Origin of the sequence: Paraburkholderia diazotrophica (assembly GCF_900108945.1) — a bacterium.
Lineage (GTDB): Bacteria > Pseudomonadota > Gammaproteobacteria > Burkholderiales > Burkholderiaceae > Paraburkholderia > Paraburkholderia diazotrophica.
This window is the reverse complement of the sequence record NZ_FNYE01000010.1, coordinates 37,436-51,859: the sequence shown is the minus strand read 5'-3', so window position 1 is coordinate 51,859 and position 14,424 is coordinate 37,436. Positions and strand designations below refer to the sequence as shown.

General features: G+C 62.2%; 14 protein-coding genes. 6 read left to right on the top strand and 8 right to left on the bottom strand.

Annotated features, from left to right (window positions below):
• The first annotated feature begins 444 nt into the window (after positions 1–444).
• The 5 genes from BMW76_RS14975 (at position 445) to BMW76_RS14955 (ending at position 6,230) form a co-directional block, all read left to right on the top strand.
• On the top strand, positions 445–1,401 hold the full coding sequence (locus BMW76_RS14975) for a PDR/VanB family oxidoreductase (RefSeq protein WP_090866216.1): 957 nt from the start codon (positions 445–447) through the stop codon (positions 1,399–1,401).
• Positions 1,402–1,416: 15 nt separating this feature from the next.
• Positions 1,417–2,487, top strand: a complete 1,071-nt coding sequence (locus tag BMW76_RS14970) for a heme-dependent oxidative N-demethylase family protein (protein ID WP_090866212.1) — start codon at positions 1,417–1,419, stop codon at positions 2,485–2,487.
• A gap of 148 nt (positions 2,488–2,635) precedes the next feature.
• Positions 2,636–4,315, top strand: a complete 1,680-nt coding sequence (locus BMW76_RS14965; protein WP_090866210.1) for an APC family permease — start codon at positions 2,636–2,638, stop codon at positions 4,313–4,315.
• A 27-nt stretch (positions 4,316–4,342) separates the two neighbouring features.
• The gene (locus BMW76_RS14960; protein WP_090866208.1) at positions 4,343–4,936 is read left to right on the top strand and encodes a dimethylamine monooxygenase subunit DmmA family protein; all 594 of its coding nucleotides are present in this window, start codon (positions 4,343–4,345) and stop codon (positions 4,934–4,936) included.
• A gap of 157 nt (positions 4,937–5,093) precedes the next feature.
• Entirely contained in the window at positions 5,094–6,230 is a 1,137-nt protein-coding gene (locus tag BMW76_RS14955) for a porin (protein ID WP_090866206.1), read from the top strand.
• 21 nt (positions 6,231–6,251) lie between these two features.
• Here BMW76_RS14955 and BMW76_RS14950 read toward each other — a convergent pair whose 3' ends face one another.
• Positions 6,252–8,066, bottom strand: a complete 1,815-nt coding sequence (locus tag BMW76_RS14950; RefSeq protein WP_090866203.1) for a histidine kinase — start codon at positions 8,064–8,066, stop codon at positions 6,252–6,254.
• A gap of 72 nt (positions 8,067–8,138) precedes the next feature.
• On the opposite strand from BMW76_RS14950, the gene BMW76_RS14945 reads away from it, so the two are divergent.
• Positions 8,139–10,022, top strand: coding sequence for a sensor domain-containing diguanylate cyclase (locus BMW76_RS14945; protein ID WP_090866201.1), 1,884 nt, complete (start codon positions 8,139–8,141; stop codon positions 10,020–10,022).
• A gap of 8 nt (positions 10,023–10,030) precedes the next feature.
• Here the strand turns inward: BMW76_RS14945 and BMW76_RS14940 are convergent, their stop codons facing one another.
• From BMW76_RS14940 to BMW76_RS14915, 7 genes are all read right to left on the bottom strand, one after another.
• Complete coding sequence (locus BMW76_RS14940; protein WP_090866199.1) at positions 10,031–10,519, bottom strand: hypothetical protein; 489 nt, start codon at positions 10,517–10,519, stop codon at positions 10,031–10,033.
• A 457-nt stretch (positions 10,520–10,976) separates the two neighbouring features.
• Positions 10,977–11,264, bottom strand: a complete 288-nt coding sequence (locus BMW76_RS14935; protein WP_245763236.1) for a hypothetical protein — start codon at positions 11,262–11,264, stop codon at positions 10,977–10,979.
• The gene (locus BMW76_RS14930; protein ID WP_090866195.1) at positions 11,251–11,928 is read right to left on the bottom strand and encodes a hypothetical protein; all 678 of its coding nucleotides are present in this window, start codon (positions 11,926–11,928) and stop codon (positions 11,251–11,253) included. The genes BMW76_RS14935 and BMW76_RS14930 overlap by 14 nt, the downstream gene beginning before the upstream one ends.
• Positions 11,929–11,944: 16 nt before the next feature.
• Positions 11,945–13,339 (bottom strand): APC family permease, encoded by a 1,395-nt coding sequence (locus BMW76_RS14925; protein WP_090866193.1) that lies wholly within the window; start codon positions 13,337–13,339, stop codon positions 11,945–11,947.
• Between the two features lie 44 nt (positions 13,340–13,383).
• A complete protein-coding gene (locus BMW76_RS41135; RefSeq protein ID WP_177200392.1) occupies positions 13,384–13,524 on the bottom strand; it encodes a hypothetical protein in 141 nt (46 codons plus the stop codon).
• On the bottom strand, positions 13,521–13,907 hold the full coding sequence (locus BMW76_RS14920; protein WP_090866192.1) for a hypothetical protein: 387 nt from the start codon (positions 13,905–13,907) through the stop codon (positions 13,521–13,523). The genes BMW76_RS41135 and BMW76_RS14920 overlap by 4 nt, the downstream gene beginning before the upstream one ends.
• A gap of 126 nt (positions 13,908–14,033) precedes the next feature.
• Entirely contained in the window at positions 14,034–14,369 is a 336-nt protein-coding gene (locus BMW76_RS14915) for a hypothetical protein (protein ID WP_090866190.1), read from the bottom strand.
• Between the last annotated feature and the right edge of the window lie 55 nt (positions 14,370–14,424).

Below are 14,424 nucleotides of genomic sequence, written 5' to 3'. Positions count from 1 at the left end.
AAGGCGGTGATATCGGACGGCTCGGGTACGCCAGCGTCGATGACCGCAAGTCTCTGCCGTTCAATTTCGCCTCACAATCGCCCGCTGGCGCTACCTCCCGATGGGTAGATCGCGCTACTCCGGCTGCGCCCGCGCAATGACGCGACGAGTCCATGCGACGTCGGCGCGAGACTGCAAAGCTTGCGAAAGGCGTCGGTAAGCGAGGCCGCAGAACCATTGCCAGCGCGGCTTGCGCGCACGCAAGGGGGAGCTTCGCAAAGAAGAAGATGGCGCGGCGGGCAGGGTAGTGCGCGGCAACCATTACTGCGCAGGGACTACCCCCACTGAATCATTGATAACGGTTTATTGCAGGCCGATGCTACGTCCATGAATGCAACGACGCGAAGGGCAAGCATCGCTTGTCACTCACGCCCACCCGATCAGACCTATGGAGGTGTCGACGGCATGAATGCTTCGAGAACGATCCCCGTACGTGTCGCGCGCGTCGAATCGGTGACGCAGGACGTGCGACGTTTTACGCTGGAGAGCGCCCAGGGCGGACGGCTTCCGGCGTACTCCGCAGGCAGTCATGTCGTGGTGACGATGCGCGGCAAGGAACGCCTCTGGCGCAACGCCTATTCGCTGACGACGCCCGCCGGCTCGCGTGACGCTTATCAGATCATGGTGCGACGCGTGCCTCAGTCGCGCGGCGGCTCGGCCTTCATGCACAGCGACGTGCACGAAGGCAGCGAGCTTGAAATCTCGATGCCGTCGAACTTTTTCCCGATCGCGCGTTGTGCTGCGAAGCACGTGATGATCGCAGGAGGTATCGGCCTCACACCGTTCCTGTCGATGCTGCCGGACCTGGCGCAAGCGCGTGCGCGTGTCGAGATGCATCTGTGCTGCCGTCCCGAAGACGAGGCGGCGTTCAGAGAGCTGATCGCGAAGCGCACCTCGGCAGACATCGCCGTCTACACCGATCTGTGCGACGCGAGCGAACGCTTTGGCGCGCTGCTCGCTGCACAACCGGTGGGCACCCATCTCTATACGTGCGGACCGGAAGGGCTGATGAACGGCGTCGCCCGCACGGCGCGCGCGCTGGGTTGGCCCGCGAGCCACTTTCATCAGGAGAGCTTCGGCGGCGGCTCGCACGGCGCGCCTTTTACCGCGGTGCTCGCGCAAACGGGCCGCGAGGTGAATGTGCGCAGCGACGAAAGCCTTCTCGAAGCATTGGAACGCGAGGGCGTGGACGCACCGTACATGTGCCGGGGCGGCGCATGCGGGACGTGCGCGCTGGAAGTGCTCGACGGCGAGCCTGACCATCGCGATTTCTGCCTCGGCGAGGCGGAGCGGGCCACAGGTGGGCAGATGCTGCCCTGTGTGTCCCGCGCGCGAAGCGAACGCCTCGTACTGAACATCTAAAGTCAGGGGTAGATCATGGCCATGGACTTCAAGACGGAAGAAACCTTCCGCGATACGTTCACGTTCCGCAACAGCGACGAGGCGATCCTGCGCTTTCCATTTCCGTTCCCGGAAGACAAGTACATGTACTCGGTCAACATCGAGCCGCATGTGAAGGAAGGCAACTCGCCCGTGTTCCTGTCGGCCTTCGATATCGACGAACACTATGTCGCGGAATGCCGTGACCGCGCACTGACGCTCGAACGCGATCCGATGCGCTGCCAGGTGCTCGACCACATGGGACCGGCGCAGTGGGACACGCTCGAACTCATCATGGAAAGCCTCGCCGAGGACTACCCTGAGCACTTCGCGCTGGAGCGCAGCGGGGACAGGTGGAAATGGACAAACCGTCCGCTCGGTCTCGAGCAGACCTTCACCTTCGGCGACGACAGCACGTTGCCCTGTCCTCCGTTCGAATACATTACGCGCCAGGCGCAGGGCGATTACGTCCTGATCGACCAGCGCGACGACAACCTGTTCATGGACGGCGGCATGGTCACGACCCAGGCGGACTGGTCGCTGGACTTCGATCTGGGTATGAACTTCGTCGAATGGCACGGCCCTGTGCCGCTTGCGCACCAGGCAGGCATCTTCGAGCGCGCGCTCAAGTTCCTGTTGCGTCTGCAACTGGGCGCGCCGGTGCGGCGGCTGAACTGGACGATGACCGTCAATCCGCGCCTCGATACCTCGCCGGAGAACTACCACGAGTGGGGCCCGGACCGGGCGAGCGTGACGCCGCAAAACGTCGGCGACAAGCTGCATCTGCGCGTCGAGCTGCAGACGCTCTTTCGCCTGCCCCGCAGCAACGCGATTCTCTTTTGCGTGCGCTGCTACCTGATCGGACTCGGCGAACTGGCGCGCGTGCCGAAGTGGGGCAAGCGTCTGCATCGTGTGCTGTCGACGCTGCCGCAGGAGCTGGCCGAATACAAGGGCCTCACGCGCTATCGCCAGACGGCCATCGACTGGCTCGCACCGTTGGACGATGGCGCCGAGATCGCGAAGGGCACGCATCCGGAAGTCGAGCAGCTCGGGGCGGAAGTCGCCTAGGCCGATATTCGCCGGGGTACAGGGTTTTTACAATCACAAGCTGTTGCAGTGCTTCCTTCCCGCGCTCGCGTTGCTGCGGCGTGGTGCGGGCAATTTCACGCGGAACGATTCCCACAATCGGTATTCCACCGGAAAAAGGATGACAGTTATGAGTGCGGTTTCCGAAGACTACGCCGTCGAAACAGCCGACGGTACCTTGCATCGAAAGATCAGCTGGACGGGTGCATTCTGGGTGGCGAGCGGCGTACCCGCGCTCGTGCTGTTTTCGATCGGTTCGATCGCGGCGACGGTCGGCAAGCTGTCTTGGGCGGTATGGATCGTCTCGATCGGGCTCGGCTTCATCCAGTCGTTCTCGTATGCGGAGATTGCGGGTCTCTTTCCTCACAAGTCGGGCGGCGCGTCCGTCTATGGCGCGATCGCATGGGTCCGCTATTCGAAGCTGTTCGCGCCACTGTCGGTCTGGTGCAACTGGTTCGCGTGGTCGCCCGTGCTCGCGATCGGCTCGGGACTCGCAGCCGGCTACATTCTCTCCGTGCTATTCCCCGCGGACGCGGCGATCAATACCTGGCAGATCACGCTGGTGAGTCTCGACTGGATCCGTTCGGGGCTCAGCCTGCGGATCAACTCGACGTTCATACTCGGCGCCGTCGTGCTGCTCATCACGTTCGCGATCCAGCACCGGGGCATTCTGAACGCAGCGCGCATCCAGACGATACTCGGCGTGGCCGCTCTCGTCCCGCTGATCCTCGTCGGGACAGTGCCGCTTTTCAGCGGCGATCTGCCGATGCACAACCTCTTTCCGCTCGTGCCGTTCGCGAAGGACGGCGCCGGTCAGATCGTCGACGGCACCTGGGATCGCGCGGGCATCACGTTGATGGCGGGCGGGTTGTTCATCGCGGCGTGGTCCACATACGGTTTCGAAACGGCCGTCTGCTATACGCGTGAATTCCGCAATCCGAAGGTCGACACGTTCAAGGCCATTCTGTATTCGGGCCTCTTGTGCATCTTCGTGTTCACCGTCGTGCCGCTGGCGTTCCAGGGCGTGCTGGGTCTCGGTCATATGGTGTCGCCTGCCGTCAAGGATGCAGCGGGCAATATCGTCACGCCGGCCGTGTATGACGGCATGCTTTCGCCCGATATCTATAGCGGGATGGGCGTCGCGAAAGCGATGGCACCGATGATTCACGGCGGGCTGCTGGTCGAACGTGTGCTGATCGTGATGCTGGTGCTGGCGCTCGTGCTGGCGATCATGACGTCGATGGCGGGGTCTTCGCGCACGCTGTATCAGGCATCCGTCGATGGCTGGCTGCCCAAGTACCTGTCGCACGTCAACGAGCACGGCGCGCCGACGCGTGCGATGTGGACGGACCTGTGCTTCAACCTGGTCCTGCTGCTGATGTCCGACTATGTGTTCGTGCTGGCGATGTCGAACGTCGGTTACATCATCTTCAACTTCCTGAACCTCAATTCAGCGTGGATTCACCGGCTGGACCGACCCGACTGGAGCCGGCCGTTCCGTGCGCCGAACTGGCTGCTCGCGCTCGGTACGCTGTTTTCGTTCGTCAATCTTGCGCTGCTCGGCATGGGCGCGGACATCTGGGGCTCGGGCACGCTGATCTCGGGACTGTGCTTCGCGGCGCTGATTTTGCCCGTGTTCCTGTTCCGCCACTACGTGACCGACAAGGGGCATTTCCCCGATGCGATGAAAGAGGACATGCAACTCGTCGGCTCGGGCCAGGTCGCCCGGCGCGCGGGCATCCTGCCATACGTGACGGTGGTGGCGGGGATCGTGGTCGTCGCGGTGACGCATAGCCTCGCTATCTACTGAACCTCTTGTCGAACGGATCGAACAGCCATGATATCGACCAACAAAAGCCGGCCCGAATACGTGCCGCTTGCTCCCGACCCGAGCGGCACGCGCCACTGGTTCGTCACGAACGGCGCGAGCAACGAGGATTGCGTGCGTGTGAGCCTCGCGCTCGCCGGGCTTCTGCCGATGGACGTGTGGGAAGTGAATGACCCCGCGAGGCACGGGGCGGGCGTCACGTTTCATGACGCGACAGAGCGCAAGTTCGCGAACGAAGCCGCGCTCTTCGATGCGTTGGACGAGGCGTTGCGCGACCCGGCGACGGCGACCGTCGGCTTGCGCATCTATGCGCTCGGCAGTGAGCCGTTCATCTGGTCCGTGGGGCGCATTGCGCAGCGGTACGCGCTTGCGCCCGAAGCGATCCGGTTGCAGCACAGCGGTACTTGGCAGCGGCGCGTGTACTGCATTCACTGTCACGCGTTCAACGAGCGCGTCACGCAAAACATCGTGGCTTGCAGCGGCTGTGGACGGCAGCTCTTCGTGCGCGATCATTTTTCGCGGCGCCTTGCTGCATTCATGGGTGTAAAGGCAGATGCCGAAGTCCCCGGCGAATTGCCCGCCATCGAGCAGCCCTATCTGTAGTTTCTGCAGTTCCGCAGTTCTGTAATTCCGCAGTTCTGTAGTTCGCTCCCGGTCTGATCGAAATGCACATCGCACCGCTTTGGCGGCGCGATGTGCTTACGCGCATGGCAGTTGCCCGCCCGATGTGCGGCGGCGTATCGCCCAAGGGGAACCCTAGATGAAATACATGCTTCGCAATGCGGCCTTTCTAGCGCTGTGCCTGAGTGGAAACAGTTATGCGCAGAGCTCCGTGACGCTCTATGGCGTGCTGGATACGGGCTTGAATTACACGAGCAACTCAGGTGGCCATCATAGCTTCGCGATGGTGAGCGGCGACACGGCAGAAACCAGTTTTGGCCTGAAGGGCACGGAAGATCTCGGCGGCGGGCTCAGTGCGATCTTTACCCTCGAAAACGGCTCAAATCTGAATACGGGTCAGCTCAATGAGGGCGGCCGCCTGTTCGGCCGCCAGGCATTCGTCGGATTGTCGTCGACACCGGCGGGCACGCTCACGCTCGGCCGACAGTACGATGCAACCGTCGATATGTGGAGTCCGTTCACGGCTGCTGGAAGCTCGATCGGCGATCTGGCTGCGCATCCGTTCGACAATGACAACGCGGACTTCGATTTCCGGCTCAACAATTCGATCAAGTACGTCTCTCCGGCCTTGTACGGGTTCCAGCTGGAAGGCGTGTACGGCTTCAGCAACGCGACGAACTTTTCCGCTAACCGGGCCTATAGCGCGGGGCTGACGTACACCGTCGGTCCGCTGTCGCTCGTGGTCGCTTACCTGCATCTGAATGGAGTCGGTACGACGACAGACGGCGCTATTACGTCCGACGCCGTATTCGTCGCCCCGAAGCAGGAGAACATCGACGCGGGCGTGAAATGGACGTTCTCGGAAAACGCCAATGTGTCGCTCGCGTATTCGCACGTATCGGTTACGTCGCCCACCGCAAATGCCTATGCCCCGAACATCGGCACGCAAGCGTGGACATCGTGGAAATTCGACAACGTCGAGATCAACGGACAGTACTACCTGATGCCGGAGCTCGCGCTGATCGGCGCATATACCTACACGCACGGACGGCTCGAATCCGCCACGGGCAGCGACAGTCCAAACTGGCACCAGGTCGCGCTCATGCTGAACTACAGTCTCAGCAAGCGGACCTCGGTCTATGTACAGAGCGCGTGGCAGCACACGAACGGCAAGACGGGAACCGACTTCGACGGTGCGCACATCATTGGTTCGAGCGGTGTGTCTTCGTCGGGCAATCAGGCGGTTGCCCGGATCGCGATGTTGCACAAGTTCTAGGATCGCCTTCCGAAAAGCCGTTCAACGCACGCCCGCGCCGCTGACGGCGCGCGCCTTGTGTGCGGCGAGCGCAGCCGGGACAAAGCTCAATACGACGCGCGAGCCGCGTTCGACGGCCTTTACTTCGAGCCGGCCGCCGAGGCTGCGGGCCCGCTCGCGCATGATCGACAGACCGTAGTGATGTTCGTCGCCCTGGGTGCGGTCGATGCCGCGGCCGTCGTCCTCGATCGACACCGTCATCGCGTGGCCGTCGGACATCAGTTGCACCTGTGCCGTCGTCGCGCGCGCATGGCGAATCACGTTCGTCAGTGCTTCGCGCACGATCTGCGCGACATGCATTTCCTCGTTGACTGTCAACCGTACGCGCGGCACACGGTTGTCAATAGAGATTTGCACTTCGCTGCGCGAGCCGAATTCCTCGGCGAGCTCTTCGAGCGTGGAAGCAAGGCCATGCGCGTGCATCGGCGAGCGAAACGTCGTCAGCAGTTCTCGCAACTGCCGATAGGCGCTGTCGATGCCCTCGCGGATGCCGCGCGCAATTTCGGCGATGTCGGTTTGCGCGAGTTCGGGCGGCAGCACGGCTTGCAGGCGGGCAAGCTGGATCTTCATGTACGACAGCGATTGGGCAAGCGAGTCATGCAACTCGCGCGCAATGGCATTGCGTTCTTCGAACAGTGCCATGCGCCGGTCGCGCACATCGCGGCTGACGTTGGAGATCGCGTGGGCCAGCACGCTCGCGATGGTCTCCATCAGATACAGGTGACGTTGCTCGAAGCGCGTGTCCGACTCGCCTTCCGCGATCAGCACGCCGTAGCTTGCGAGCGGCACGCGCACGGGGGCCGCCAGCACGGGCGGTGCGTCGCCGCCTTCGAGCGGTGAGAAGGTGTGGGTGCCGACGAGCGTCATCAGTTCGTTCGTGACGCGTGAACGCACGATGGCGGGCACATCGCCGTTCGGCGAGACGACGGAATCGACGTCGAGCAGCTGCGCGGTCGCTTCCGTCATCACCAGCGCGATGCGCCGCGCGCGAAGCACGGCGACGAGACGTTGCAGCAGGGCTTCGAGCGTCCGTCCGGAGGGCTCTTCTTCGGCGAGCTGCGCGCAAATGTGATGCAGCAGTTCGAGCGACTGGTCGGCGAACGCAATATAGTCTTCGACGATCCGCTTGAGCCGCGCCGACTCGTCCTGCTCGGTGCGCAGGCGCACGGCGAGTTGCGCCAGGAGCTTCAGCAGGCGATCGATTTCATCGCGGCCTTGCGGCACGGCCTCACCCGTTTGCGCGAGCGCCTGCAATGCCTCGCGTGGCCGCGTGAGAAGCGCGCGTCGCGCGCTCCATGCCAGCAAAACGATGCCGAAGACCAGCAGACACACGGTGCAGGCCTGCAGCAGTCCCAGCACGGCCGTATGCACCTGAGCCTGGTAGGCAACCTGAGAGCGCAGCGCGTCGAGCGTCGCGAGCTTCGTATCCGGCACTCGCTCACGTTCGGCCGCAGACGCCGCGTTCGCAGCCGCAAGCGACGCGGTGAGTTCGGGCGTGGGCGCACCGCGTTGCCTCCAGTCGTTCAGTAGCGTATCGTTGCGAACAAGCGAGTCGGCCAGATCCCTCAGTGCACGGGCCGTATCGGGTGAACCCGACTGCAGATCTACCGCCCTGTGCCTCAATCTCATCGCTTCGTCGAGAGAGAACAGCGTCTGCCGGAAGCCTTCATTTCCTCTCGTCTGCATCAGCGTGCCCACGTAGAGCAACGCAATCAGGGCGACGATGCAGGTGAGCAGCAGGCAGACCTTTGCGTATAGCGGATAGCGGTGAATGGGCGCAGACTTGTCCATATTCATGGGCGGGTTAAGTCGTGACGCGCAACGCACGCGCTCACGATCAGTGATCCAGTTTTCTGAAGCGAGAACGTCATGTCGGTTTATCTGTTCGCCACGGTATTGCTGGCTGCGGTGGCTGCACTGGTGATTCCCAGACTCGGATACAGCCCCGACAGCAATGGTCTATTGTATGTCTCGATCGGGCTGGCAGGGTGCGTTGCGGCTTTGCTGCTCAGCATGGCGTATGGCGCGCGCCGCACCGCGCCGCGCATCGTGCGCGCGACCGGCTCATCGCCCGAACTCGGCGCGTTTGCCGCCAATCTTTCGACGCCCGCCGTGCTGCTCGATAACGACGCGCTCGTGTTCGTCAACAGCGCGTTTCTCAAGCATGCGCGCTGGGAGCCCTACGCGGATGAAATCGTCGGCATGCCGTTCAGCAACCTCGTGCATCCGCAGTCGCTGCTCGATTTGACGGCATTGCTCACCCAGTCTCGCGACGGCGAAGAGCGCACCTCGGGCTCGCTGCGGATCGCCTATGGCGACGGCGGCTTCCGTCTGCATTCCGTCACGGCGTTGCGCGCGCGGGGCTCGAGCATGACGCTGCTGCAGTTTCCCGCGCCTTATACGAGCGTGGACGCGCAGCGCAGCGAGCTTCAATTGCTGCACCATTGCAAGGATGCCGTTTTGCAACTGCCTCAGGCGCTCTTTCGCGTCGACCGCGAGTTACGTCTGATCTTTTGGAATCCTGCCTGGCGCAACCTCGTGCGCGCGGTCGGCACCGACGCCGAGCCCAAGCCGCTCGCGTCGTTCTATCACCCCGAAGATGCCGAAACGCTGAATGCGCGCGTGAAGGCGCTGCTCGACGGCCACCTGAGCGAACTGGTGACGGAAGCGCGGCTCATCCGCGCCGACAATACGACGGCTCACGTCGAACTGCGCTGCCACGCCGTGACCGACGACGAAGGCAGTCTGGTCGGCGCCGTCGGTCTTGTGACGGACGTGTCGAATCGCCGCCGCAACGAAGAAGCGCTGCGCGCGAGCCGGCACAGCTTGCGCACGCTGCTGTCCAATCTGCGGGCGATGATCTATCGCGGGCAAAACAACCGCGACTGGTCGATGGAATTCGTCAGCGAGGGATGCTTCGATCTGACGGGCTACGAGGCGTTCGAGCTGATCGACGAGAGCCGCATGACGTTCCGCTCGCTGATTCATCCGGATGATCGCGAATTCGTCTGGAACGAAGTGCAGGCGCGCGTGGTGGCTCGCGAGCCCTACGAGCTGACTTACCGGATCGTGGACCGCTCTGGTCAGACCAAGTGGGTGTGGGATCAGGGCTGCGGTGTCTATTCGGCTCGCGACGAGCTGATGGGACTCGAAGGGTTCATCGTGGAGGTGGCGCGCCGGCAGATGGTCGAAGAGAATGCGCACCGACGGCTGACGTTCGAGCACTCGACGGGGCTCACGAGCGCGTCGATGTTTATCGACCGGCTGGAGTTTTCCGCGGCCATTTCGGCGCGCACTGCGCTGCCGTGCGCGGTGTTCGCGATCAACGTCGGCGAACTTGAGCACGTGGCAACACGCTTTGGCCAGGACTACGCGGATCGGGTGATGATCGACCTCGGCAGGCGGCTCGAGGTCACGCAAGGACAGCTCAATTGTGCGACGTTGCTCGACCCGCATGTGTTCGTCGTGCTCGTGGTCGACTTCAGCGCGGATGCGCTCGCGTGGTGCGGCGATGCGCAGCAGCTGGCGCAACGTGCAGCGGAGCATCCGGATGCCGTGCTCGACGAGCTGCAGGAGAATCTGCAGAAACTGCTTGAAGCACCCGTTCGCGTGGAGGGCCACGAATTCAAGGTGCCGACGCGGATCGGCTGCGCGTCGATCGGACATGGCAGGACCGACCCAAAGAAAGTACTCGATCATGTGCTGGCTGCTTCCGGATGGGACGTCGGCGGCGACGCCGTTGACGTGACGTGAGCGCTGTGTCAGCCGGAGTTCACGGCGCTCCGCGTGTTCAGCAGCGCGAGCACGGGTTCGAGCGAACGGTCGGGCAGACCCGCCGCTTCAAGGCGGGCGAATTCGAGCAACGCGCGTTCATGGCGCGCCAGTTCGCCTAGTATCGCCGCGTCCTCTTCCGTGCTGTTGCGCTCCATCTCGTCGTAAAGCGTGACGAAGCGCCCGATCTCTTCGATAAACCATCCGATGAACGCCGGCCACGACTGCCTCGCGTGTTCCCGTGCGAGCCGCATTCCCTTTTCACGTTGAGCCGCTTCGTCGATCCCGGTGATGCCGAGGCGGGTGATCAGCGGCGTCATGCGGCTACGCGTCTGATATTCGAGTTGCGCGATCGCGGCGAGCTTGCGCTGTCGGTCTGGTGCGACCGCGTGGCCGGCCATGGTGGCGAACCACGTTTCCCCATAGAGTTCGCCTTCGTACGCTGCCTTGATCCGGGCAATGTATTCGGTTCTGTTCAAGCTCGATTCTCCACTACGCCGGAAACACGGCGAAATGATGTGATGGCCACGTGACGATATGGTAGCGGCCAGCAGCTTCGGCTTTTACGGCTCTTGATCACATGCCGCACACCGCTTCGCGCCAGCCATCCGCCGATTTCGAGTAGCGATTCACGGGTCCATGGTGCAATGCTCAACAGGCGACCCGCAATACCTCAGGGTAGGTAACACGTGTCTATCCGATCGCCGTGAGCTTTTTCTTTTTTGTGTCGTCGAATGACAGCGCCTTGGCGGTTGCACGCGCATCGAGGCTGCTTTTCACTCTTCCAGCGCGACGCCGTCGCGGGCCTTATCGACACACGGGCCGGCCGAAAAGACGCGCTTGCACATGATGGAAGGTCGGCGGCTCTGAAGCAGAGCGACACGAAGCGCGGCCAGCACAGTGGCCTGTGCCGATAAGCCGGTCGGAAAATCGTCATCAGACAGCGAGGCGACTACGAAACATCTCCCAGCGATACCGGGCGATCAGATAGGCATCCATCACGGCGATGGCATAGACGAACACGCCTCCCGCATGCCGTCCGATAAACGAGCGCCCCGGCGCCGCAAGCTGCAGCGTAACGAACCCAAGCGACAGCATGAAAAACAGCATGATCAGCGCGCGCGTCGGCATCCTGTTGATCAGTTGCCCGGCACCCGGCAACAGCACGGCCGCCAGCAGCACGATATACGGATGCACGGGCCGTGCGGTGTCAGGCTTGACCATGAACATCTCCTTTCATCACATCGGCGCACACCTGTACTGCCTGATCCAGCAGCGATCTGACCAGCGTCGCCGGCAACCGCGCGTCGCGAAACACAGCCCGACGCAGCACGAGATACTCGCTGCGCCCGGCACCGTGTGCCTGATAGACCATCCTCACGCCATGCTGCGTAACCAGCATCTCCTTCGCGCGCGGGTCGGCAAAGAATCGCTTCACATGAGGATCGAGCACGGCAAGCGGCAGTTGCGCAGCGGGCCTGTCGGCCTTGATTGTCATCTGGCCTGGCCATGCGTGCGGCGTCGCGACCCGCACGGGCAAGCCATCGGCAGGTGAATAGAACTCCGTGTTCTGTGCGCGCGCGAGCATATCGACGGTTCCCGACATCGGCAATGCGCGCTTGACCGTCACGCGCAGCCAGAGCGACGGCACTTTGCGAAACCCGACGTCGTCGACGAGCGGCGCGATATGCACCTCATGCCCATCATAGGTGCCGGCCAGCACGGGCCAGGCGACGGCGTCCTGTGTCAGGCGATGTCGTTCGAAGAGCGCGAAGCACGCGTCGAACAGTTTGCGTCGTTCCGCTCTCAGTGCACGGCGATCGCGCTGGTGCATCACCGCTAGCACGGCGAGAAAGACGACGGCAAGGACGATCCCGGTCGATTGCATGTCAAGACGCGCCACATCAATAGTGCTTCGGGCGTGGCCAGTCCATCGTGAACTGATCGCCGCGCTTGACGTACTTGTAGCGATGCAGCGCGAACCAGATCGAGGCCATGATGTAAAACGCCATGATCGACAGCAGCGAAGTGCCATAGCCAAGATAGGTTGCGAAGTAGGTCGCAATGCACAGTATCGCCAGCACGATTGCGGGAATCGGATGGAACGGGTGGATATAGCCGCGATTGATGCTGCCAAGAGGCCACTGCCGGCGGAACTTGACGATATTGATCGACATGAACGTATAGCCGAGCAGGCCAGAGAGAATCGAGAACGTGATCACCTGATCGAGCAGGCCCGTGAACGCAAACGAAATGGCAATCGGCACGAGAAAAATGATCGCGCGATAAGGCGTGCGGTAGCGCGGATGCACGGCGCCGAACCAGCTTGGCATATAGCGGTCGCGGGACATCGAGAACCATGCGCGTGACGCATCGTTGATGCAGCCATTGGCCGACGCGACCGCCGAGAACAACGTGCCCACGAAGAGCAGCGTCTGCAAGCCTTTGCTGCCGGAGAGCCGCGCTGCGTCGTAGAGCGGGGTCACTGCCTGACCGAGATATTCCCAGGGCATCAGGCCGGTGGCGACATACCACGTCATCGCCGCCGCGACGAGAAGCGTGATCATGCCGCACATCGTACCGAGCGGAATCGAGCGGCCGGCCGAGCGAACCTCTTCCGCGGCCTGACAGGTGCCTTCGATACCGAGGTAATACCACATGCCGAATTGCAAGGCCGCGACAACGCCCAGCCATCCATACGGCAGTTGCGTGAGCAACTCTTGATGAATCAGCATGTGCCCGGGGTTCCACGGCGCGACACCGAGGAAGAGCACGACGATCGCAATGAACGCCACAGCCGTAATCACGAAGTTGACCGTGAGCGTGACGAAGACACCTCGATAGTTGAGCCATGCGAGAAACGCGATCGTGACAAGCGTAAATGGACGCGAGTCGAAGTTCGCGTAGCCCGAGTCGGTGGCGACGGCCTTGATCAGGTCGCCGACCACGAGGGCATCCGCGGCTTCGAGCATCGTGTACGCCATCACCAGATAAAGCCCCACGTTGAACGCCATCAGAGGCCCGATGATGTGCTTTGCCTGCGTGTATTGCCCGCCTGCGGCCGCGACGGTCGACGTCACCTCCGAGTCGATCATCGCAACGCACGTATAGAGCAGGCCAATGATCCAGCAGGCGATCAGCGATCCATACGCACCGCCCTTTGCGACGGAGAAGTTCCAACCCATGAACTCCCCGACCAGCACTATGCCGACGCCAAGCGCCCACACGTGAATCGGCCCCAACACTTTCAGTAGCGCGATGCGCTCGCCTGGCTGTGCTACTCCAGCTGCCTCACTCATGAGCTGCTCCTCTGCGGCATGATGCCTGTCGTCGGTCTGTCGATCTACTCGTTGCCTTCCGTCGAACTCGTCAGGAAATCGTCGTCGTAATCGCGGTGGACCTTGAACGCGTCGATGAGAATCCACGCGAAGATCAGAATCGACAGGCCCCACGCGGCATTGCTTAGCCATTGCCAGAAGTTCACGATGTCTCTCCAAATTTTTCCGCGATCACTTGCCGGTACTGCTTTTCCGACACGCGCAACACGAAGACGAAATAGCCGACGATCACGAGCGCCGTCACGATGAGCGAGACGGGTTCGATCTGGTAATCGAAACGGCTGGTAATGATCGGCTTGGCTTGCTGGGCGTCATAGCCGAGCTTGCGCCATTGCGCTTCCATGGCGGGGTTTTGTCCAAGCTCTTTCCACGTCACGTGCGCTTTTGCCGTTTCGGCTTCTGGCGGCTTGTCGGGCGTCTTGAGCAACAGCGGCGCAAGCAGGCTGCAGTACACCAGCACGAGCAGAAAGATGCTGTCGACAAGCTGGCCGAAGCCTTTCTGGACGGGGGGCACATAATCGGCTGCCATGGCTGGTCTCCTTTCTGATTAGCAATTTCGGACTGCATGCCGGGAGTCAATACGGGTACCGCCTCCGTCGCCTGGATGGCAACGAGAGGGACCTCGGCATGCGCGAAAGATGGATGATTCGAGCGCTTACTTGACGGCGGGACTGAGTACTTCGTCGTCGCGCCGTGCGAGTTCGGCCTTGCGGGCGCGGTTCTCGTCGAGGTGACGGATGTCGAGGCCGTAGATGTGATCCTTGTCTTCCTTGTAATGACGGATCATCGCAAGAATCGACGCGGAGTTGAAAACGAGCACCGCGCCCACGCCGATGGTGAGCGCGATGCGCACGGATGAATCGGTCGTCTGCGAAGTGATGGCGAAATAGACGTAGGCCAACGTGATCCACAGCAGCAGAAGGGCGATTTGCGCCATGCGTCGGTCGCGGGAGAACATTTGCTCGATGCGTTTGCGAATTGCGTGTTCCATCCTGGCAACTCCTTGGACGTGCCGGCAGCACCGGCGGTTGTCAACGATCCGGCTG

Bases quoted from the DNA above. Each gene is read 5' to 3' on its own strand.
- BMW76_RS14975 (WP_090866216.1), top strand. From the start codon at position 445: ATGAATGCTTCGAGAACGATCCCCGTACGTGTCGCGCGCGTCGAATCG.
- BMW76_RS14970 (WP_090866212.1), top strand. From the start codon at position 1,417: ATGGCCATGGACTTCAAGACGGAAGAAACCTTCCGCGATACGTTCACG.
- BMW76_RS14965 (WP_090866210.1), top strand. From the start codon at position 2,636: ATGAGTGCGGTTTCCGAAGACTACGCCGTCGAAACAGCCGACGGTACC.
- BMW76_RS14960 (WP_090866208.1), top strand. From the start codon at position 4,343: ATGATATCGACCAACAAAAGCCGGCCCGAATACGTGCCGCTTGCTCCC.
- BMW76_RS14955 (WP_090866206.1), top strand. From the start codon at position 5,094: ATGAAATACATGCTTCGCAATGCGGCCTTTCTAGCGCTGTGCCTGAGT.
- BMW76_RS14950 (WP_090866203.1), bottom strand. From the start codon at position 8,066: ATGAATATGGACAAGTCTGCGCCCATTCACCGCTATCCGCTATACGCA.
- BMW76_RS14945 (WP_090866201.1), top strand. From the start codon at position 8,139: ATGTCGGTTTATCTGTTCGCCACGGTATTGCTGGCTGCGGTGGCTGCA.
- BMW76_RS14935 (WP_245763236.1), bottom strand. From the start codon at position 11,264: ATGGTCAAGCCTGACACCGCACGGCCCGTGCATCCGTATATCGTGCTG.
- BMW76_RS14930 (WP_090866195.1), bottom strand. From the start codon at position 11,928: ATGCAATCGACCGGGATCGTCCTTGCCGTCGTCTTTCTCGCCGTGCTA.
- BMW76_RS14925 (WP_090866193.1), bottom strand. From the start codon at position 13,339: ATGAGTGAGGCAGCTGGAGTAGCACAGCCAGGCGAGCGCATCGCGCTA.
- BMW76_RS14920 (WP_090866192.1), bottom strand. From the start codon at position 13,907: ATGGCAGCCGATTATGTGCCCCCCGTCCAGAAAGGCTTCGGCCAGCTT.
- BMW76_RS14915 (WP_090866190.1), bottom strand. From the start codon at position 14,369: ATGGAACACGCAATTCGCAAACGCATCGAGCAAATGTTCTCCCGCGAC.